Source organism: Sporosarcina sp. ACRSM (genome assembly GCF_022346545.1).
Lineage (GTDB): Bacteria > Bacillota > Bacilli > Bacillales_A > Planococcaceae > Sporosarcina.
In genome coordinates, this window is record NZ_JAKRNU010000008.1 from 63,719 (window position 1) to 83,407 (window position 19,689).

Annotated in this window: 17 protein-coding genes; 1 reads left to right on the forward strand and 16 read right to left on the reverse strand. The window is 40.2% G+C overall.

The genetic code is table 11. The features are described 5' to 3' along the window. Positions 1–147: 147 nt before the first annotated feature. The 11 genes from MHZ95_RS13535 to MHZ95_RS13585 all read right to left on the reverse strand — a co-directional run bounded on the left by MHZ95_RS13535 (position 148) and on the right by MHZ95_RS13585 (position 12,358). Positions 148–1,755: a class I adenylate-forming enzyme family protein gene (locus MHZ95_RS13535; RefSeq protein WP_239391302.1), complete on the reverse strand. Its 1,608-nt coding sequence runs from the start codon at positions 1,753–1,755 to the stop codon at positions 148–150. A 19-nt stretch (positions 1,756–1,774) separates the two neighbouring features. After that, complete coding sequence (locus MHZ95_RS13540) at positions 1,775–2,191, reverse strand: acyl-CoA thioesterase (protein ID WP_239391304.1); 417 nt, start codon at positions 2,189–2,191, stop codon at positions 1,775–1,777. Further along, complete coding sequence (locus MHZ95_RS13545; RefSeq protein ID WP_239391306.1) at positions 2,188–3,060, reverse strand: fumarylacetoacetate hydrolase family protein; 873 nt, start codon at positions 3,058–3,060, stop codon at positions 2,188–2,190. Before MHZ95_RS13545 ends, MHZ95_RS13540 begins: the two co-directional genes overlap by 4 nt. A 14-nt stretch (positions 3,061–3,074) precedes the next feature. Next, the gene (locus tag MHZ95_RS13550; RefSeq protein ID WP_239391308.1) at positions 3,075–4,196 is read right to left on the reverse strand and encodes a cupin domain-containing protein; all 1,122 of its coding nucleotides are present in this window, start codon (positions 4,194–4,196) and stop codon (positions 3,075–3,077) included. Positions 4,197–4,397: 201 nt separating this feature from the next. Beyond that, positions 4,398–5,891 carry an aldehyde dehydrogenase family protein gene (locus MHZ95_RS13555; protein ID WP_239391310.1) on the reverse strand — a complete coding sequence of 498 codons (1,494 nt, stop codon included), beginning with the start codon at positions 5,889–5,891 and terminating at the stop codon, positions 4,398–4,400. A gap of 59 nt (positions 5,892–5,950) precedes the next feature. Next, positions 5,951–6,784: a sugar phosphate isomerase/epimerase family protein gene (locus MHZ95_RS13560; protein WP_239391312.1), complete on the reverse strand. Its 834-nt coding sequence runs from the start codon at positions 6,782–6,784 to the stop codon at positions 5,951–5,953. 90 nt (positions 6,785–6,874) lie between these two features. Further along, positions 6,875–7,921, reverse strand: a complete 1,047-nt coding sequence (locus tag MHZ95_RS13565) for a zinc-dependent alcohol dehydrogenase (protein ID WP_239391314.1) — start codon at positions 7,919–7,921, stop codon at positions 6,875–6,877. A gap of 14 nt (positions 7,922–7,935) precedes the next feature. Further along, positions 7,936–8,724, reverse strand: a complete 789-nt coding sequence (locus MHZ95_RS13570; RefSeq protein ID WP_239391316.1) for an SDR family oxidoreductase — start codon at positions 8,722–8,724, stop codon at positions 7,936–7,938. 15 nt (positions 8,725–8,739) lie between these two features. After that, the gene (locus tag MHZ95_RS13575; RefSeq protein ID WP_239391318.1) at positions 8,740–10,158 is read right to left on the reverse strand and encodes an MFS transporter; all 1,419 of its coding nucleotides are present in this window, start codon (positions 10,156–10,158) and stop codon (positions 8,740–8,742) included. 297 nt (positions 10,159–10,455) lie between these two features. Continuing rightward, complete coding sequence (locus MHZ95_RS13580) at positions 10,456–11,511, reverse strand: transketolase family protein (RefSeq protein ID WP_239391320.1); 1,056 nt, start codon at positions 11,509–11,511, stop codon at positions 10,456–10,458. Continuing rightward, entirely contained in the window at positions 11,495–12,358 is an 864-nt protein-coding gene (locus tag MHZ95_RS13585) for a transketolase (protein WP_239391321.1), read from the reverse strand. Before MHZ95_RS13585 ends, MHZ95_RS13580 begins: the two co-directional genes overlap by 17 nt. A 225-nt stretch (positions 12,359–12,583) precedes the next feature. Between MHZ95_RS13585 and MHZ95_RS13590 the strand changes: the two genes are divergently transcribed. Beyond that, entirely contained in the window at positions 12,584–14,176 is a 1,593-nt protein-coding gene (locus tag MHZ95_RS13590; RefSeq protein WP_239391322.1) for an AraC family transcriptional regulator, read from the forward strand. A gap of 704 nt (positions 14,177–14,880) precedes the next feature. Here MHZ95_RS13590 and MHZ95_RS13595 read toward each other — a convergent pair. The 5 genes from MHZ95_RS13595 to MHZ95_RS13615 all read right to left on the reverse strand — a co-directional run bounded on the left by MHZ95_RS13595 (position 14,881) and on the right by MHZ95_RS13615 (position 19,689). Next, on the reverse strand, positions 14,881–15,816 hold the full coding sequence (locus MHZ95_RS13595) for a ketopantoate reductase family protein (RefSeq protein WP_239391323.1): 936 nt from the start codon (positions 15,814–15,816) through the stop codon (positions 14,881–14,883). 18 nt (positions 15,817–15,834) lie between these two features. Then, positions 15,835–16,743, reverse strand: coding sequence for a malate dehydrogenase (locus MHZ95_RS13600; protein WP_239391324.1), 909 nt, complete (start codon positions 16,741–16,743; stop codon positions 15,835–15,837). Positions 16,744–16,791: 48 nt separating this feature from the next. Beyond that, positions 16,792–18,066 carry a TRAP transporter large permease gene (locus MHZ95_RS13605; RefSeq protein WP_239391325.1) on the reverse strand — a complete coding sequence of 425 codons (1,275 nt, stop codon included), beginning with the start codon at positions 18,064–18,066 and terminating at the stop codon, positions 16,792–16,794. Then, on the reverse strand, positions 18,066–18,545 hold the full coding sequence (locus tag MHZ95_RS13610; protein ID WP_239391326.1) for a TRAP transporter small permease: 480 nt from the start codon (positions 18,543–18,545) through the stop codon (positions 18,066–18,068). Before MHZ95_RS13610 ends, MHZ95_RS13605 begins: the two co-directional genes overlap by 1 nt. 79 nt (positions 18,546–18,624) lie before the next feature. Further along, complete coding sequence (locus tag MHZ95_RS13615) at positions 18,625–19,689, reverse strand: TRAP transporter substrate-binding protein (RefSeq protein ID WP_239391327.1); 1,065 nt, start codon at positions 19,687–19,689, stop codon at positions 18,625–18,627.

A 19,689-nucleotide genomic window follows, 5' to 3' on the forward strand; every position in this document is an offset into this window, starting at 1 on the left:
TCGCTTATGAATACTGTCTCGCATCCACCCTCTTCTTTTCCACTTTTTGTCTCGTTGGATTGTCAGAGCTTTATCAATTTCAGGCTTACACCTTGACCACAACAAAAGAGATCGAAAGAAATTGCTCTTCTTTCGACCTCTTTTGTCTTATCTATTATCCTTTTCCGAGCGTCCCACCATTGAACAGCTAAGCAGTCGAGCCTCCGTCCGAAGCGGTCCTTTGGAGATTTTGCCCGATGGCGTTGTTGGAAGCTCTGAACGGATTTCCAAATACTCGGGAACTTTGTAAATAGCAAACCCTTTTTCCAATAGAAATGCTTTCATCTCTTCCAACTGGAATGATTCCTCATCCCTCACTGTCACGTAGGCACATGCCCTTTCTCCTAGACGTGCATCTGGGACATTGACCACCGCAGCCCGATGAATTTTAGGATGCATCTGTAACGCCTCTTCAATTTCCGATGCATGGAATTTCAAGCCACCTCGATTGATGGTATCTTTCGACCTTCCTAAAAAATACACATAGCCGTCCTGATCTAGATAACCTTGGTCTCCAGTTAGGAAAAAACCATTGTTAGTCATGGAAGATTCCGTTGCACTTGGGTTTCGATAATACTCGATGAACAAACAATCGCCTTTAAAGGCAATTTCCCCCATTTCTCCGACTGGAAGCGGTTCAAGATTATCATTTAAAATGACAATTTCCCCCGAAGGGCATGCCCGCCCGACCGTTTCCCATGCTTTCGAAGGTTCATCATCGGGTCTAGTAAACGCTCCCGCACACACTTCAGTCATTCCCCATTGAGCAGCGACTTTACAGTTGAAACGTTTGCGCACATCTTTTACCATTTGTGCTGGTATGGTTGTTCCTCCTGTTAACACAAGGCGCAAATTCATCCTAGTCGTCTGATCTGCTTCGACGCGATGCAACAGATCGATCAAATGTGCCGGTGCAGCAATCAAGAAGGAGACATGTTCACTCCCGATTGTTTCCAACACTTGCTCCACATGATAATCAGGATACACATAATGCTTCGCCCCTTGATGAAGCCCAATCATGATCATCGGCAAGGAAAACATATGACACAGCGGTGTCAAGCTGTAGATTGTATCTTCCTCAGTCATGGCATATTCTTTTCCATTTAACAAATGGGGTGCCACAAATGTCCGAAATGAATGAAGAACAGCTTTCGGATTCGATTCGGTTCCAGACGTAAACATGATCAAAGCAGGATCGTCTACATCTGGCGTGTGATCGGTTATTTCGCCATTAAATGCAGGATCTTCATCGAGCAAAGTCGAGAAAGAAATGCTTCGTTCATCCTCTTTTTCCCCTACGACAAGTATATGGTGAAGTAGAGGTAATTCAACTTTGACGTCATAGGCCAATTTTTCGAAATTGACTTTTCCACCGTTCCCCGACACGACCAATGCTTTTGTCTCGCAATGCCTTAGCATATAGGTCAATTCCTGCTGCCGGTAATTCGGGCTAAGCGGGTTGAATACAAGACCGATCTCAGCTGCCGCGAGATGGGCAATGACAAATTCAATACTGTTTGGTAATTGTACAGCCAGTACATCCCCATTCCGCAAGCCCATTGCTAGAAAATGTTTGGCCAGCCGCTGGGATTGCCACCTGATATCTTCAAAGCTTAGTTCGTTATGTCCGTCCGTAAAAGCGATTTTCCCTCTATATGTCGATGCCGCTTCACTTAGTAATTCCTGGATCGTTAATGGTAGATTGAAGGTCTTCAAATAGTCACCACCCGATTTTTTATGAAGGATTTTTTACTAGCCCAAATGCTTGCTGCACATCTTCAGGAATTGGAACCGCTTTGGGCACTCCATCCGCAGTTGACGTCCAAGCTCTCTTTTCATAACCAGATGCAACGACTTGCTCTCTTCTTTTAAACACATGCTCGACTTTAAACACTTTGTTCTGCACTTCGACCACTTGCGAATGAACTTCGATTTGGTCTTCAAAAAACAAAGGGGATTTGAACTGGCAGAAAGTTTCTAACAATGGAAGAATGATTTTTCGCTCCGTTTGCAATTTCGAAACCGGTAACACTGCTTTTCCGACCAACTCATGTGCTGCCTGGTCCATCCAGCGATAAAAATTTGGATAAAAAACGATTCCTGCTGCATCTGTATCACCAAATACGACTTTTATCGGGTGTATATTTTTCAAGCTTTCGTTGCCCCCACTTCTTCTGTTATCTCGGCATGCTTAACGTCTACAGTGAATTCGCCGATATCTTCGATTTTAATACGCACTTTATCGCCTACTTCAATTGGTCCTACTCCATCTGGTGTACCTGTAGCAATAATATCCCCTGGGAGAAGCGTCATATTATCACATGCCACCTCAAAGCATTTAAAGCAATCGTAAATGAGATGCTTCGTACTGCCGTCTTGCCTTACTTCATCATTAACCCATAACGTCATCTTTAAGTCATTCGGATTGTCAATTTCATCCGCAGTGACAATCCACGGACCGATCGGTGTAAACGTGTCAAACGATTTTCGCCAAGTCCTTTCTTCGTTGCCGCGGATGGAAATGTCTAATAATGCAAAGTAGCCAAAAATGTAGTTTTCTGCCTCTTCCGCTTTCACATTTTTCGCCTTTTTACCAACGACATAGCCCAGCTCTGCTTCATGATCCGTACGGCGGTCTTTGTAAGGTAACAGAATCGGATCCATTGGTCCAGAGAGCGATTCTGGAGATTTCAAAAATAATGCAATCTCTTCAATTGTCCTTGGCGCATTGTTGAACATTTTATTCATTTCATCCTGATGGGACTTGTAATTGACGGGTGCAGCCCAAATTTTCCGGGTGCTGGGAACTGGCGATTTAAAAAATACATCCTGGATCGCATAGGCTTTCCCTGTTTCCGCCTCTTTTTCCATATTGTCTTTCAATTGTTCGTAGTTTTCTACGAGATAAAGAAAAGAAGATTCCGGATTGTTCGTATCCCAATTGGCGGCTTTGGAAACGTCCACAACTTTGTCTTCTTTAACAATGCCCAATAAGTCTTCGTTAAAAATAGCGATTTTCATGTGCGTATTCCCCTTTATTCCTCATTTGCTTCAGCTTTAAAAGTTGATGTGATAATTTGTTGGCCTCCGTTTTCTTCGTAGGCATTGCCAAATTCAAGATCCAGCTTCTCCATTACCGGCTTATCATTGTAGGAGAAAAGATAAGCATCCTCTTCGCCTGTATTGACATGCTCGTGATAGCTCCATGGTGGCAAGATGAAGAAATCCCCTTTTTCCCATTCGAATTTCTGTCCATCGATCACTGTATATCCCTGTCCTTCAAATACGTGGTAAATAGCACTATGAACATGGCGATGGGCTTTCGTATGTTGACCCGGTACTAACTTTTGCATCACTGTTCCGATACGGCCATCTGCAGAACCACCTGTTGACGGATTAATATATTCAATCGCATATGCTTCATACGGATCATTATCTTCCTCAGCCATGTGATCCAATAAATATTTTACCCGATCCAATTTATAACCATATACCGGCGATGGGTAGCCAGGTTCGATTTTTTCATTTAATTTTTTATAGGCTCCGCCTTTATATTGTTCAACGGCATACTCTTCAGGAGCCAGCACCGGATAGGATTCCTCTTTGAACTGTTCAAAGTACGATGCTGCCAGCGATTTGACAAGACCAACATCCAGTCCGTCCATCCAAAATACCGGTTCAGTTCCTTCATGCTTATGCTCATGCCAAGTCCATGCAGGTGTCAAGATCATATCACCACGTTCCATATACGTTTTCTCACCATTTACAGCTGTGTAAGCGCCTTCACCTTCGATAATAAAACGGATCGCCGCTTGTGAATGACGATGGGAAGGTGCATATTCCCCTGGAAGGAGCAGCTGAATCCCTGCATATAACGTATGTGTTCCAAAGCCGATCAACCCTTTGTCTATCAAGCTTGGATTTTGTAAATAAACGACACGACGCTCTGCATCTTTACCCGGTTCCAGCAACTGACCCGACTGCAACGCAAAATCACGGACAGTCTTCCATTTCCACAAATACGGCTTGACATCATGGACCGGCTCTTTCGTCACCATATGACCGAGATCCTTCCAAAGCGCCCCGAGGTTTTCCTTTTTCAAATTATCATAGTATGCATCCAATTCTTTTTTCGTAAAAAGATGTTTCGATACCATACTCCTCCACCCCTATTTAATAGAATAGTTTTAAACACCAAGACTTTGCAATATCATTCCTGAGAACTTAGTTCTCTTTGTTTATTATTATCTCACTTTCTCTAAATTTGTCAATAGTCTGGTTTTTGTTTTTTAGGGAACTTCAAGGTATAGTGAAAAGCTGATTCAAGCCTTATAGCTTAAATCAGCTTTTGGAATTGCTTAAAAAGGAAACGCCCTTGCCTTTGTTTGGACGGAAACCCACTTCAATGTTGTATATTCGTCAACGACCCACGGATTGCCAAACCGGCCAAGTCCGCTCGCTTTCGTTCCTCCGAATGGAATATTCGGTGCATCATTGACAGTTTGATCGTTAATATGCGTCATCCCTGTATCAAGTACCACTGCGTACTGCTCGCCTTTTTTCAAATCACTTGTAAAGATGGAAGAACTCAACCCATGTGCTGTTTCCCCTGCCATTTCCACAGCTTCCTCATCCGTTTCTGCTTTAATGATAAGCGCAATTGGCGCAAAAAGTTCCGTTTGGGCAATTTCACTCGTATTTTTCACGTCTGTAAAGACATACGGTGTTAAGACATTCCCTTCTCTTTTTCCTTCAAGAACCATTGTCGCTCCTTCTTTTTTCGCCAGTTCCACAAAGCCGACCGCTTTTTCCAGTTGGCGCTCATTAATCAGCGGTCCGATGACAGTCTTTGGATCCTGTGGATTCCCGCAAATCAGTTCCTTCGCCCGTGCCGTAAACTTCTCCACAAATTCATCATGTTTATCTTTATGGACAATGATCCGATTAATAATCATACAGATTTGTCCTTGGTGGATGAACTTTCCAAAAATAGCTGCGTTGACAGCTTGGTCGACATCCGCGTCAGCAAGCACGACAAATGGGCTGTTTCCCCCCAGTTCCAGCGCAACCCGTTTCAAATTCCGGCCGGCGATGGAACCGATATGACGCCCGACGGCTGTTGAGCCTGTAAAACTGATGAGACGCGGGATCGGGTTCGTCAACATCTCATCTCCGATCTCATCAATATCACTCAGTATGAGATTAAAGACACCAGCCGGAAGCCCTGCATATTCAAATGCTTTTGCGAACAGCACGCCGCCGACAAGCCCCACTTGAATATCCGGCTTATGAACAACTGCATTTCCTAGCGCAATGGCTGGAATAATTGCCCGCATCGATAGATTGACCGGAAAATTGAACGGTGAAATGGTGGAAATAACGCCGAGTGGCAGACGATAGATTTTATTGATTTTTCCGTCTGGTCCTCCGGGAACTTCCTGGACGTTTCCGACTTCGTCCACATAATTCAACGCTTCTTCAAGAACTTCCATCGCCAGATGATGTTCAACATTCGCTTTTAACAGTGTCCCACCCGTCTCACGGCTAATGAGTTGCACGATTTCTTCCTTATGCTCAGTCAAATAATGGATCGCTTTTTCAATCACTTGCTTGCGCTCTTCAATAGAAGCTTTCGCCCATTTCTTTTGTGCTTCCGCTGCGTTTTGAAAAGCTTCTTCTACCTGAGCTTTGGACGCTAACTTAATTTCTGCAATGACTGAATTGTCATAAGGATTGATGTTTTTGTAAATCCTGTCGCTCTTTCCTTCCACCCATTGCCCGTTAATATAACTATTTCCATCGACCAATTCACCAATAAAACCGTTTTTTGCAATCGTTTCAGACTGTTGCATGCCCATTCCCCGCTTTCCCTTTGTTTACTTTTTGAATTGCCGGCAAGTAAATATATCCATTAATTAAACCATTCTTGTAGCTTTAGCAATGATTCCTCTGCATACGTTGACATGATTTGGACAGTCTTTTCTCCCTTATCCGCACTAAAAGGATTAGGACCTGGCGCTGTACATTCCAGTACGACCGTTTTGTTAAATCCAATTTCTTTCATAACGGACACAATTTTTTCAAAATCGATCTGTCCTCTACCTAAACCTTGTCGATTGCTATCCGCAAAGTGAACGACTTCTATCCAGTCCTTCAGTTTCAGAAACGCTTCCTTCACATTAGACTCTTCGATATTCATGTGGTAAGTATCTAACAAGCCTTTAACGTTGGGATGATTGACTTCCAGTACAAAGTTAAGTAAATCGTCAGAATTATTCACGATACAACTCTCATATCGATTAATTGGTTCTATCACCAAAATGATTCCATTTTCCTTCGCCGTTTCAGTAAGGTTACAAACCGATTCAATAGCCCATTTCCAATCCTCGCTTTTATCAGTACCGAGTAGGGAATGTTTCCCCACTGCAGAAGGCACGACAATTAAATAATTACCTTCTACCATTTTGACACATTCAATCTGGCGTTTAAAATAATCAACAGCCTGCTGTCTATTCCCCCTGTTTGCATTTGCTAAATCATGTTCTTCAACCGGCCAACCACTATCACAGAGAAGACCATTAATTTCTAGGGAATAATCCTTCGCTAACTGTTTCACTTTCTTCCAATTATAGTCGTTAACCAGAGCTTGCATGTCAATATGTTTATACCCTGCAATAGAAACGCGATCAAATACTTTTTCAATGGGTATATTTCCAAACGTCCAGCTACAAATGGAATATCTCATGCATATTCCCCCCCTCGTATAAATATAGATTCGATTATTTAAACTAGTTCACTATCCCTCCATAATAAGTAAAATTTACCGTCAATACTTTTAATCATTACATTTGATGAGGACTTTCGGGTACTTTCCACTCATATGCGCATCAAATGCATCTACTCCACGATCTAACGGAAAAATCTTTTGTGTAAATGGCCTTAGATTAAGTTTTGGTAACATTTGTAACGCTCTAGGAAAAGCATAAGGTGCAACAAAAATGCCTGAGATTGTTAATTCTTGAAAATAACATTTTTCATATAGATTTAACGGCATTTCATAATCTACTGGGAACATGGCAGTATATAGAACTGTGCCACCCCGGGCTGCAATATCGGCTGCAGCCATAGCTGCTTTCGGAGATCCTGATGCCTCAATAACAACGTCAAATCCACGTCCCTCTGTTATTTTTTTTGCTTTTTTAACAACGTCCTCTTCGGTAGGATCAATTACATGTTCTGCCCCAAATTCTATTGCCAGATTACGTCTGTCCTCAATTGGTTCAATAAGTGTTAATGAAGTTGCACCGAATTTCTTGAACATCTGTAGCGTTAATAATCCTATTGGACCGCCTCCAGATATAGCAACGCGTTGACCAACTTTTATATTGGTTTTATCAACTGTGCGTACTGCAATTGCAACAGGTTCAAGTAGACATGCCTCTTCAAGCGGGACTTCATCCGGTACTTTCCAAACTTGCGATTCATGCCAAACAACAGATTCTGACATGCCTGGACGATTATAATCATGTAAATTTTCACAAAATTGTTCTTGTCCATTTAAACAGTAATAGCAAGTTCCGCAAAATTTTATAAAGTTTCCGGCTACACGATCACCCACTTGAAGCCCTTTCTTAGTCGCATTAGGACCAAGTTCAATAATAATCCCTGATACTTCATGACCGAGGCCAAATGGAGGATTCCATCCGAAAACACCTTCAACTAAGTGTGGATCAGATCCGCATATTGAGCAATAAGCTATTTTAATTTTGACATCTTCGTCTCCGACCTCCTGTTCAGGTAGGTCAATGATATCAACCCGTCCCCTTGTTTTTTCATCCGGATCTTTTAAACTTCCGATTTTCACTGCTGCAACCGTTTTCATAATTCTTCCTCCTATTAAATTGTTGTCGTAAATCCACCGTCTACATTTATCGTCCAGCCATTAATATAATTTGAAGCATTACTTGCTAAAAAAACTGCTGTCCCCATTAGGTCATACCCTTTCCCCCACCGTCCTACTGGAATACGTTCAACAATCTTGTTGTAATATGTTTTATCTTCTAAAAATCCTTTTGTCATTTCAGTCTCTAAAAAACCTGGGGCGATTGCGTTAGTTTGAATGTTGTATTGACCTGCTTCATTCGCAAAGACTTTCGTCAATCCAACAATTGCATGTTTACTAGTTGTATAGGGCGGACAATTTTTATCTGCTGTAAACGCAAGTGCAGATGCAATATTTATTATCTTTCCCGATTTTTGTTTTACCATTTCCTTTACAACCCGATGACTTAAGTAATAAACTGCATTCAAGTTAATATCCATTACTTTCTGCCATGTTGAATCTGGGTAATCTATGAAATCTCCGAATATACCCACGCCGGCATTATTTACTAAAATGTCAATTCGACCGTATTCCCGCATGCAACACTGAACTACTTCGTCAATGTAAGACTGATTTGAAAGATCCCCTTGTAAAAAAACAACCTTCCTTCCTATTTCTTCAATCAATCTCTTTGTTTCTGAAATGTCATCGGTAAAATGAGGGATGAATAAGTCTGCTCCCGCTTTTGCAAATGCAACGGCATATGCCATACCTAGACCTTGGTTTGCTCCTGTTACAATAGCCACTTTTCCATTTAGTGAAAATGCATTCTCTAATGAAAAATCCTCCAATTTACTTACCACTAATTTCCCTCCTTTTTATTGACTCTGATTTCGAATGGCTAATTCGGACATTATTTTTTCTACTTTTTCTTCTGTCAAATTATAAAAAAGCATAAAAATGATTAATGTGACAACACAAATCGCTGCTGGTAAAACAGACGCAATAAGTAAAATACCATTCAATGCATCTACTGATTGAGTTGCGTTTGGAACATAGCCAACTGTGGCTAAGACCCACGTCGGGATTACACCCCCAACCGTCATTGCAACTTTTAGTCCTAGACCAATCGTTGTGTAAACAACTGCTGGATATCGTTTTCCTGTGTTATACTCAGCGTATTCAACCGCATCTGGAATGATAGACCAGAGTATACCCATTAAAATCCCGTAACCAAATGAGGCAACTCCCTTAGCGGTCATCAATAATGCAATTTCAGTAACTGGGATAATATAAATCATTGCTGATCCTATTGCAGCAATCAGTAAGCCAAGCGCAACTGTATTTTTTTTCTTGATCATTCTAACAAGCAGCGGAACGAAAGGAACAGCAATCACTGAAGGTAATACATTCATCAATGAAAAGATACCGACCAAATCAAACCGTTCCGCATTGTATGTCATATAGTAAATCCCCGAAGCAGATCCTATTGTATTAAATCCGTAAACACCGACAAAGAGAAGAAATAAAACGACACTTGGACGATTAGTACCTAACTGTATGAATATGTCTTTTATTTTCACTGGATCTAAGTGCGATGTAGATTTGATTCTTTCCTTTATCGTTGTATAGCTATAAATTAAAATCGCTGCGGTAATAATAGAAAGTAAGATAACCGTTATTTGATAACCCGTTGCCAAATCATTTTTACCGAAAAATCCTGTTAAATATGGAATGAACAAAGCAACGATAACTCCCCCACTTTGGGCAAACGTCATTCGAACCGAATTAAGTTTTGTTCTTTCATTTGGATCTGCCGTCATAACGGTTGTCAATGCTGTATATGGTTGAATAATAAAAGTGAATGCCATATTTAATAAATTATACGTAAGATAGGCCCAGATTAACTTTCCAATATCACCTAAATCGGGAACGGTAAATGCTAATATCGCCATAAGTGCATAAGGAATAGCACCCCATAATATGTACGGCTTATATTTTCCCTTTTTAGGATTTAGTCGTTCAGCCAAGGCCCCCATCATCGGATCATTCAGCGCATCCCAAAACCTTGAAAGTAGAAACATGACAGAAACTTGTACTGCAGATAAACCATATACATCCGTGTAATAGAAAGTGATAAACATAAGAATCGACTGGAATACAAGATTCATTGCAAGGTCAACTAGGGAATAACCAATGATTTCTTTCCTTTCCAGTTTATAAAAACCTGGTTGGGGGCCAGTCTTTATATAGGCATTTTCCGAATTAACTTTTTTAACACTTTCAGTAATTTGCATCTTATTTCCCCCTTTATTTCCTTGTTGCTTATCAATTTAAGTTGAATGAAATGGAAAATACTACATCTTTCAAGATACATTGTTTTTAAAACCGGACGTTTAGAGGATAATTTTCAATGGTGTATTTTTTAACCCCGTTTATCTCAAAATCATCCGGTTTATAATTTATTTACATAATTCTTAAAATAAAATACTCCTGCTAAACTGAACTTGTTCAGGGTTTCGGGTATCTTAAAATCTCATCCTTCTTGGAAGCGCTATCAAAAGATACATCAAAAAGGTAGAATGTACTTTCTTCTAATTCTTCCACTCTTCTTGCCAGCCGCCACCTTGTACAATCAGTTGAGGCTCTATTAGAACACTCTCTTGAGGATTCTTCTTGCCATCAAGAAAAGCCTTAGCTGTTTGGGCAATTTGTTCTGGCTCAAGTCCATATATTTTGGCTAAATATGACTCACTCGAGGCTTTTCCAAATTTATCTTGAATGCCGATTTTATAAAATGGTACGCTAAAGTTATTTTCTAACAGAACTTCTCCAACAGCAGTTCCTAACCCGCCTATCACATTATGATTATCTAAAGTAATAAGCGCTTTACAACGGGAGGCCACTTCCAAAATCCCTTCAGTATCTATTGGTTTTATAGAAGGAACATGAAGAATATTAGTGCTTATCCCTTGCTTCTCCAAAAGAGATGCGGCTTCCAAAGCACGGCTCGTCATAATACCTGACGTTACAATACTTATGTCAGTACCTTCACGTATCCAGTAACTTTCTCCTATTTCTAGTTTATACTTATCAGAATCAAAAAGGTGATGTTGCTTCCCTCTACGCATTCGTAAATAGACAGGTCCTTCATGCTGATAGGCAACTTCTGCAGCTTGTCCAGTTTCCGTTGAGTCACCAAGATCTAGGATCGTCATATTAGGTGTACTACGCATTAATGAAATATCGTCTATTGCCATATGTGAAGGTCCACCATCACTAGCGATGCCAGGCATCATTCCAATCATTTTAACGTTTTTATTTGCATAAGCTATCGCATTTACAATCTGATCCATTGCTCTTCTTGTGATAAAGCAACCAAATGTGTGTGCAAAGACAACTTCCCCCGCCTGTGCCATTCCAGAAGCGACGCCAATCATATTCTGTTCCGCAACTCCTAAGTCAAAAGCCCTTTCTGGAAAATGGTCTCTAAAGGCATTCACTTCCAGCAGATAAGTCATATCGGCGGTTAGACAAACAACATCAGGATATTTTTCTCCTAGGGATTTAATCGCTTGTGTATAAACCCTCTCTTTTACTTCTGCTCCGTTTTGTCCATTATAGATAACAGCATCAAAAGCTTTTTTCATTGTTATTCCCCCCCAATTCACTCAAGGCTTTTGCATGATTTTCCTCTGACCACTTCACATAGTGTGCATCTTCACGATCATGTAAAAACGAAATGCCATTCCCCATTACCGTATGAGATATTATGATAGTCGGCTTGTTATTTTCAGGGATTGTATCTAACGCATTCATAACTTCTGAAAGATTATTACCATCAATCTCCTTAACATTCCATCCAAATGACTCCCATTTTTCAGCCAAAGGATCAAGACTTGTGATTTTGTTAATTCTTCCTTCAACTTGCATCCCGTTATTGTCAATAATCAGAACTAGATTATCCAACTGTTGATGAGCAGCAACTAATGCAGCTTCCCACACTTGCCCTTCCTGCATTTCTCCATCACTCATGTAAACGTATGTTTTCCAAGTGTGATTTCTTAACTTTGCTGCTATTGCGTGACCAATTCCTCTTGAAAGCCCTTGTCCTAGAGAACCACCCCCTATTTCCAAACCTGGCGTTGTTTCTGATCCAATCATCTCGAGAGGCGATCCATCAGCACTATAATATTCTAGTAATTTTCTATCTATAATGCCTAACTCAGCCATTGCAGCATAAATCGAAATCGCATAGTGGCCTGTTGATAAAAGAAATCTATCCCTGTCTGGATTAGTCGGATCACTGGGATCTAGGCGCAACTTTTTAAAGAATAAAGCGGCTATCATTTCCGCCGAGCCAAGTCCTTGACCGATATACCCTCCTCCGGCAGCCCTCCCCATTTCAAATACAGATTTCTTTAGTTTAATAACTAGGTCCTCCAAAGGGAATTTTGCTAAGGAACCTCCTGGTGTTAATAACGTATCGATGCTCATAGTTTTCCTCCTCGTAGATTAAAGTAAAATTTCTTCTTTTAAGCACTTCCAACTGCCTTACTTTTAAATACAATGCAATGTACTTTTGCATTAACTAAATTGTACTCAACTACTTTGAACATAATGGGGCATAATTTTATAGAATAGTGTGTTTTCTTTTCATAAATTGATAATTCTATAAATTAGCACTATAATTCATGACAAGAAAGGGAGGTAGAAATTCGGATGTGTACTGTGCCTTTGAAAATTGTCCTATACACAGAAAAAAACATCATTGAAAAGGTGAGTGATATTACTACAAACGATTTTAAAATCGCTTACATAGCCGATTCTTATCAAGAATGTCTAGATAGAATAATAGAAATACAGGCAGATATCGTAATTTTTCAATTATCAAGTCCCATCTATCAAGCACAGGATTTCTTTGTTGATTTGCTAAAAGAAAATCTTTCACCTATACTTCTGGCATTTACGCTTGTTTCTTATACAGAGATTATCTATTCCATCACCACGCATGAAGATACTACTTTAATTACTAAACTAAAAAACTACTTCAAAGATGCACTACAAGACAATTATAATTGTTACTTTAACTCCATCGGAAAAGTGACAGACAAAAATGCCATTATGAATGCTAGAGTAAATAAGCTTGAAAAGACAGAATATCTTAATGATATTTTAAGGGGAGGAACCGAAGAGGAATTTATCTATTACAAAAAGAAAGCAAGCCTCAACTTACAGAATTCAGGATATTATTTATACTTGTGCAATTTAATGGATATAGAATATGTTGACCATGATTTAAATAAAAATATTTATTATTTAGTTGGCGAACTGTTGATAGATGAATGTCAAAAGGTATTAGATGCTTATAATGGCGGAGAAGTATTTTATATTAACCCAACGCTGTTGTGCATCATTATAAATGATATCCCTTCCAAGAGTCAGGCAACTTATCAACGAACACTCATGAAACTGACCAACAAATTGAATCGAGTTACACAGACAAAGACAGCACGAAGGTATAGAAGTTCATATATTAAGAGCGTCAACGATATACGAGCTGCGTACGAATCTTTATATTATTTAAAAGCCTACAACTTTTTCTGTCATGAAACAGAGCTATTAACAATTGAATACATTAAAATGGTAAAGAAAGATGTTGATTTTAATCATATTGACTCGCATTTACAGGAAGTAAAAGAAAGATTTAACCGTAATATTGCAGATCCCCAATTAATAAAATTAATTCAACGCTTATTTTTGGATATTATTAAACCTAGTTTGAATTATGATCTTTACTATTATTGTTATACCTTTTTATCGGCTATCCTAGACAAGTTCCAAGTCATCCAATTCGAAAAAATGTCAAATATCGACAATTCATCAAGAGAATTATTCACTACATCTATTGAACAGAAATGCGAGGAATTCATTGAACAAATAAAGTCGTTAAAGAATGACATATCTCATCGTCACCTGATGAAAAGCCCAATTGTTCTTCAAGCGATCGATTTTATTCACGGACATTACTCAGACACGATTACCATTACGATTATCGCCGAAAAATTAAACGTCAGCCATTCTTATCTAAGTCAAGTATTTACGAAAGAAATGGGGATAAGCCCTCAAAAATACTTAATTACACACCGTATTCAAAAATCGAAAGAATTGATGATGACAAGTAATATGAATATTTATTCAATCGCTTCCGAGGTTGGTTACTTTGATCCAAAACAATTCTCGAAAACCTTTAAAAAAGTGACTGGAATAACCCCGACACAATATAAAAAGAACAATTTTAAAGTGATAAGATAAAGTGAAACTTCAATCAGTGGGGGTTTTTCCCATCCCCCACTGATTGAGGAGAACACAAGCTAAAAGCGTCACGTCCTGTGACAACGCTTGTGTGACCAACATCGTGTTGGCCCGAACCAATCGGGCTTTTATCTTACTTTAACGGATATCCAAACTACCCACTGAAGGAAGGCAACTTAAGTTCACGGCGTCCTGTACGTGCCTTAATTTCTGCAAAGGGCGCAGAAATTAAGGCAAATCGAACCCTTCGCTGTTCGATTGGCAGCTGATCTCCCACCTATCCTTATCGTTTTACTTAACTCTTGAGGTGGGAGTCTGACTGCCCGTTAATGCGGGATAAATTATCAATTGACTCGTTTAAAAACTTATAGCATGAACTTCCGCTGAATCGAATGCTTACTGACAGTTATATAAGTAGGAGCTACTGCTGAAGCAAGTGAAAAAAAGACGAAAGATACATTTCCTTCGTCTTTTTTCTCCGAATAATTTAAACTGTAGTAAAGTATTCCCTTACAATTGTGCTGGTTGTCAGATTTTTTCTCCTTCTCTTGAATGTTTATTCTCGACAGCGGGGTCCTTCTTGAATAAAAGTCTTAACGGATAATGATCACTACAGTACAAAAAATTCGGGGCTCTTTATTTTGAGGTGGGTTTTGTCCCAGCCTCTTTGTAATTTCCATATACTATAAAAACGGCATGCTAGCTCAGGTGGTAATAGCTATTCGATTATTTTCCAGCATTTTAATCAAATGGTATATCAACGTATTGTAAGGTACAGCAATTTTATGCTTTTGGGCTTTCTGAATAATAGCGCCGTTTAAAAAATCAATTTCTGTCGGTCGTCCCTTTTGAATATCATGATACATCGAAGAATAATGGTGCGCTGACATAGCTGGATCGAATACGCTATCAATAACGCGCATCACTTTTTGTCTATCCAAAGGAACATTCTCAGCATGTGCCACAAGCTCCACTTCTTTGAGGATGCCACTGACGACATCGACAATCGCCCCATATGTACCGATTGTTCCTACAGTGCTCGATGTCAACGTACAGAGCGGATTCAACACCGCATTAAAAGCGGCTTTTTCCCAAATACTTTTGAGAATATCTGCTGAAAGTTCAGTCCTCAATCCAGCTTCATTTAATATGGAAACTATTTTTTTCGTTTGCTTTTTTCTTTCACCCTTTACATGCATCATTTCGATTGTCCCAGAACCGAAAGCTTCAACAGTTCCAGGCCCTTCCAAATTGGCAGCGTATGTTGTCGTTCCCGCAAAAAGTTGATTTTCGGAAATATATTGTGAAAGCACTTCAATATTACCAATACCATTTTGAAGAGTTAATACCTCTGTTTTCTCTGTAATGAGATGCAAACAACTTTTTATCATGCTTTCTGTTTGCATGGATTTTGTAAAAAAGATCATTAAGTCAGCTTTATGATCGCACTTTCCAGGTAATGAGGCGCGTATCAGAACCTGGCTGGATCCCTTTTCATTTGTTACAATCAATCCATCTCGATTTATTTTATGAATATGCTCCTGCCAATCGTCCAGAAGTGTCACTTGACAACTGCTGTCAGCTAGTGCACTACCGAATCGGCAACCCATTGCCCCTGCACCTGCTATGATGATGTTCACCTTCTCTTCCCCCTTTCTTTATCTGATAAAAGGCTTGATCAATTGTTTAATCGTCTCTGCTGAGTGCTGGTAATCCGCCAACTCTGCTTTTGCCAGTTGCCATTCATGTATAGATATAACTCCAACCTTGCTAACCGTTACCGGCACTCCTATACTTATATCGACAATTCCGTATTCGCCTTCTACAATTGCCGAACCAATCGTATCTACTTCTCCGTTCGTTACGATGCCATCAATGAGTCTACCTATCCCCGCAGCGGTTGCCCAACCCGTTGTCCGATTGATGTTTAAACGGTTAAATTCAATAAACCAACGATTTAATTTTTCCTTAATCGCTACTTCGTCCTCCGCTTTCAATGCCAAGGGATTGCCATTTAATCGAGTCTGACTAAACAGTGGAACTTGAGTGCTGCTATGCTCGCCAATGACCGGGCTGAATAAGTGCGCGTCCTCCGAGATTTCCATGACGGACCGGATTGCCTGTTCAAACCTGAGCGAGTCATTGACTGTATAACCTAACAACTGCCCTTTCTTAAAATCAAAATTTCGATATAAATAATAATTTAAGGCATCTACCGGATTGGACACCGTTATGATAAAAGCATCCGAAGCATACTTCTTGATGTGAGTACCAAAACTTTGAAACATAGGTATATTCCCCCGCAAAAAGATATTCCTTGATTCGATATCATTACGGTTCGGCACCCCTGCGGTAATTAGAATAAGTTGTGAACCAGTTAGATCTTGAAAATTCCCTTTATAGATAGTTTTTGCTGGATAAGCCGTTTTAAAATCCATCAGATGATTCATCAAAAGCGATTCATTCACGTCGATTAAACAAAGTTCATCCACTTGATCATTTTGGCAAAGACGAAATGCTATCGCCGCCCCTAACGTACCTGCTCCGCCAATAATAGATATTTTCATAGTTTTCTCCTCTCAACTTCAATTACAAATCTGAGAGACAGTTAACGATTAGCCAAAGCCCCACAGCGGGAACATCACGAGATAAGGAACATACGTAATAAGCAATAACGCTACAATTAGAGCGAATAACATCCAACCCGATTCCCGGGCTACCGTGACGAGTGGGGATTTACCTAAGTTCGATGAAATTAATAATGTTGCTCCGAATGGCGGCGTCGCCATACCAATCGCAGTGTTAACAACAACGATGATTCCAAACAAGACCGGATCCACTCCCATTGCGGTAATCACTGGGAGGAACATCGGGACGACAATTACTAAAATCGCCATCGTATCCATGAACGCGCCAAAAATAAGAAGAATAACATTGATCAATAATAAAACGATGATCGGGTTTTCGGAAATCGACAATACACTCGAGACGATTGCAGTAGGAATATTTTCGTATGCAAGAATATAGGCAAATAGCGCAGCATTGGCAATGATAAACATGATTATCGCTGTCGACTTTGCCGAGTCTAAGAAAATCCCCCAAACATCTTTTAGTTTTAGTTCACGATAAATGAACATACCGACAATGATTGCATAGACAACCGCGACAACTCCTGATTCTGTCGGCGTTACAATTCCTAGAAAAACGCCACCAAGCAAAATGATTGGCGTACCAAGCGCCCAAAGTGAACGGCGGAAAGCCCTTAAGAAATCGGAAAACTTAAATGGTTCATCCGTTCCTTTATATCCACGCTTTCTCGATATCAAGTAAACGACGATAAGAAGCGAAATACCAACGATGAGCCCAGCTGGCACTCCGACCAAATATAAGTCTGAAATGGATGCACCCGAAAGGCTACCGTAAATGATTAAAGAAATACTTGGTGGAATAATAACCCCCATCGGACTTGCATTCGAGACAATCGCTGTCGCAAATCCACGACCATATCCTTTATCTACCATTGCGGGAATCATTAATGTTCCCAGTGCCGCTGCTGTCGCAATCGAACTTCCTGAAATGGCTGCGAAGAACATACATCCTAAGATTGTGACTAACGCAAGGCCCCCTGTCATTCGGCCAATCAACGAGTTCGCTAAATCTAGGATTCGTTGCGCAAGGCCACCGGTCAACATCAAATTACCAGCGAGAATAAAGAACGGGATTGCCATTAAAGCAGAAACATCCGCACCTGTAAAAAGGCGCTGCACCACAATCATCGGATTGATGTCAGCTAAAAGGATATAGACAATGGATGAAAATCCAATCGTAATTGCCATTGGAACGCCCAGAAGAAATAAAACAATCGTTAACGCAAAAAAAAGTGTAACCATTAAATCTCCTCCTTCTCAATAGCAGGAGGCCTTTTCCCTATCCTGGCAAGTAGATGAACAATCATAATGGCCGCAGACAGCGGAATCACTGCGTAAATCCATCCCATTGAAATCCCCATATTGGCTGAGCTCTGCGCCCCCACTACTTTTAACGTGTCGAAGCCAAATTTTATCAGGCAAATACTATAAACAAACATGACAATCCATTGAATAGGTGCAAACCATTTCCGCAATGATGGCTTATGATCTTCGAAAATGGAGACCGTGATATGACTGTTATCCCGTGTAGCTGAAGCAGCTCCTATATAAACAAGTGCAATCATTGCAAATCGGGCCAACTCATCTGACCAGATGATCCCCATTTGGAAAAAATAGCGCAGGACAATTTGAATCGCTAACACTACCGTCATAATTGTTAGAAAAGAGACAATAAGCGCTTTAGAGGCGGCATCGAGCCAGTAACTAATTTTATCTATCATTCTATCTCCCCCTTTGTCTATACGCAGGTGTATGAAATATCCCAAGCCGCATTTTTCGTAAAGGCGGCTTGGAAATAGATTACTTAATGTCTTGGATTTTCTTTAGCAAGTTATCGCCATGCTCTTTTTTCCAACTGGAATAGGTGTCTTCAAATTTACCTTCGAATTGGCTACGATCGAAATCGTTAATTTCCATTCCTTTCGCTTTCAATTTCTCTTCGAACTCCCCTTCATTATGCTCGTTTCGTGTCGTCATTTCTTTTCCGGCTTCGTCTGCCGCTTCGAGGACTGCTTGTTGAATATCTTCAGGCCATTTGTCAAACTCTTGTTTACTCGCCATAATGAAACTGAATACGAAGTTAATGCCTGTTTTGGATACATAATCTTGAACTTCGGCGACGTTTTCATCGTGAATAATATCCAGTGTATTCTCTTGCGCATCGATCGCATTTTGCTCTAGGGCCGTGTAGGCATCGCTCCAGTTCATACTTTGCGGGCTTGTCCCGACTTCTCGGTAAGCGTTTACATAAACAGGACTTTCGATTACGCGAATTTTCAATCCTTTTAAATCTTCTACAGTTTCAATCGGTTTTTTCGAATTGGTTACATGGCGAAAACCGCGCGCCATAATGCCCATCATTTTCAAATTCGCTTCTTCTGTTAAAGCTGTGTACTCTTCTTTTACATCTGAATCAAGAAATGTTTTTACATGATTCCAATCCCTGAATAAGAAAGGTAAGTCAACTATCGCTGTTTCAGGCGCAAATCCTGAAATGGGGGGACCGTTAATGATGCCAAATTCTAATGTGCCAAACTGCATGGCTTCAAGCAATTCACGATCTGTTCCAAGTTGACGGAATGGATAGATTTCAACATGCACGTCTCCATTTGTTTTTTCTTCCAAGAGTTCCTTAAAAAGCTTTGCATACACTTGAACATTAGTTTCTTCAGGTGATTGATGACCTAAGCGTAACTTGTAAGTGGCGCCACTTGTATCTGCAGCCGGTATTTTGGTACCGCTTTCATTTTCGTCCGCCGCGGCAGTTCCATCTACGCTGCTCTTACCCGAGTATCCGCCACATGCAGTTAAAATGAATACGACTAAAAAAGTTGAAAGGAAAACAAACATCATCTTCTTAGACAC

Excerpts from the sequence above, each read along its gene's own strand:
- MHZ95_RS13545 (WP_239391306.1), bottom strand. The coding sequence starts at position 3,060 with ATGAAAATCGCTATTTTTAACGAAGACTTATTGGGCATTGTTAAAGAA.
- MHZ95_RS13575 (WP_239391318.1), bottom strand. The coding sequence starts at position 10,158 with ATGCAAATTACTGAAAGTGTTAAAAAAGTTAATTCGGAAAATGCCTAT.
- MHZ95_RS13605 (WP_239391325.1), bottom strand. The coding sequence starts at position 18,066 with ATGGTTACACTTTTTTTTGCGTTAACGATTGTTTTATTTCTTCTGGGC.
- MHZ95_RS13590 (WP_239391322.1), top strand. The coding sequence starts at position 12,584 with ATGTGTACTGTGCCTTTGAAAATTGTCCTATACACAGAAAAAAACATC.
- MHZ95_RS13565 (WP_239391314.1), bottom strand. The coding sequence starts at position 7,921 with ATGAAAACGGTTGCAGCAGTGAAAATCGGAAGTTTAAAAGATCCGGAT.
- MHZ95_RS13550 (WP_239391308.1), bottom strand. The coding sequence starts at position 4,196 with ATGGTATCGAAACATCTTTTTACGAAAAAAGAATTGGATGCATACTAT.
- MHZ95_RS13585 (WP_239391321.1), bottom strand. The coding sequence starts at position 12,358 with ATGAGCATCGATACGTTATTAACACCAGGAGGTTCCTTAGCAAAATTC.
- MHZ95_RS13610 (WP_239391326.1), bottom strand. The coding sequence starts at position 18,545 with ATGATAGATAAAATTAGTTACTGGCTCGATGCCGCCTCTAAAGCGCTT.
- MHZ95_RS13560 (WP_239391312.1), bottom strand. The coding sequence starts at position 6,784 with ATGAGATATTCCATTTGTAGCTGGACGTTTGGAAATATACCCATTGAA.
- MHZ95_RS13555 (WP_239391310.1), bottom strand. The coding sequence starts at position 5,891 with ATGCAACAGTCTGAAACGATTGCAAAAAACGGTTTTATTGGTGAATTG.
- MHZ95_RS13580 (WP_239391320.1), bottom strand. The coding sequence starts at position 11,511 with ATGAAAAAAGCTTTTGATGCTGTTATCTATAATGGACAAAACGGAGCA.
- MHZ95_RS13600 (WP_239391324.1), bottom strand. The coding sequence starts at position 16,743 with ATGAAAATATCTATTATTGGCGGAGCAGGTACGTTAGGGGCGGCGATA.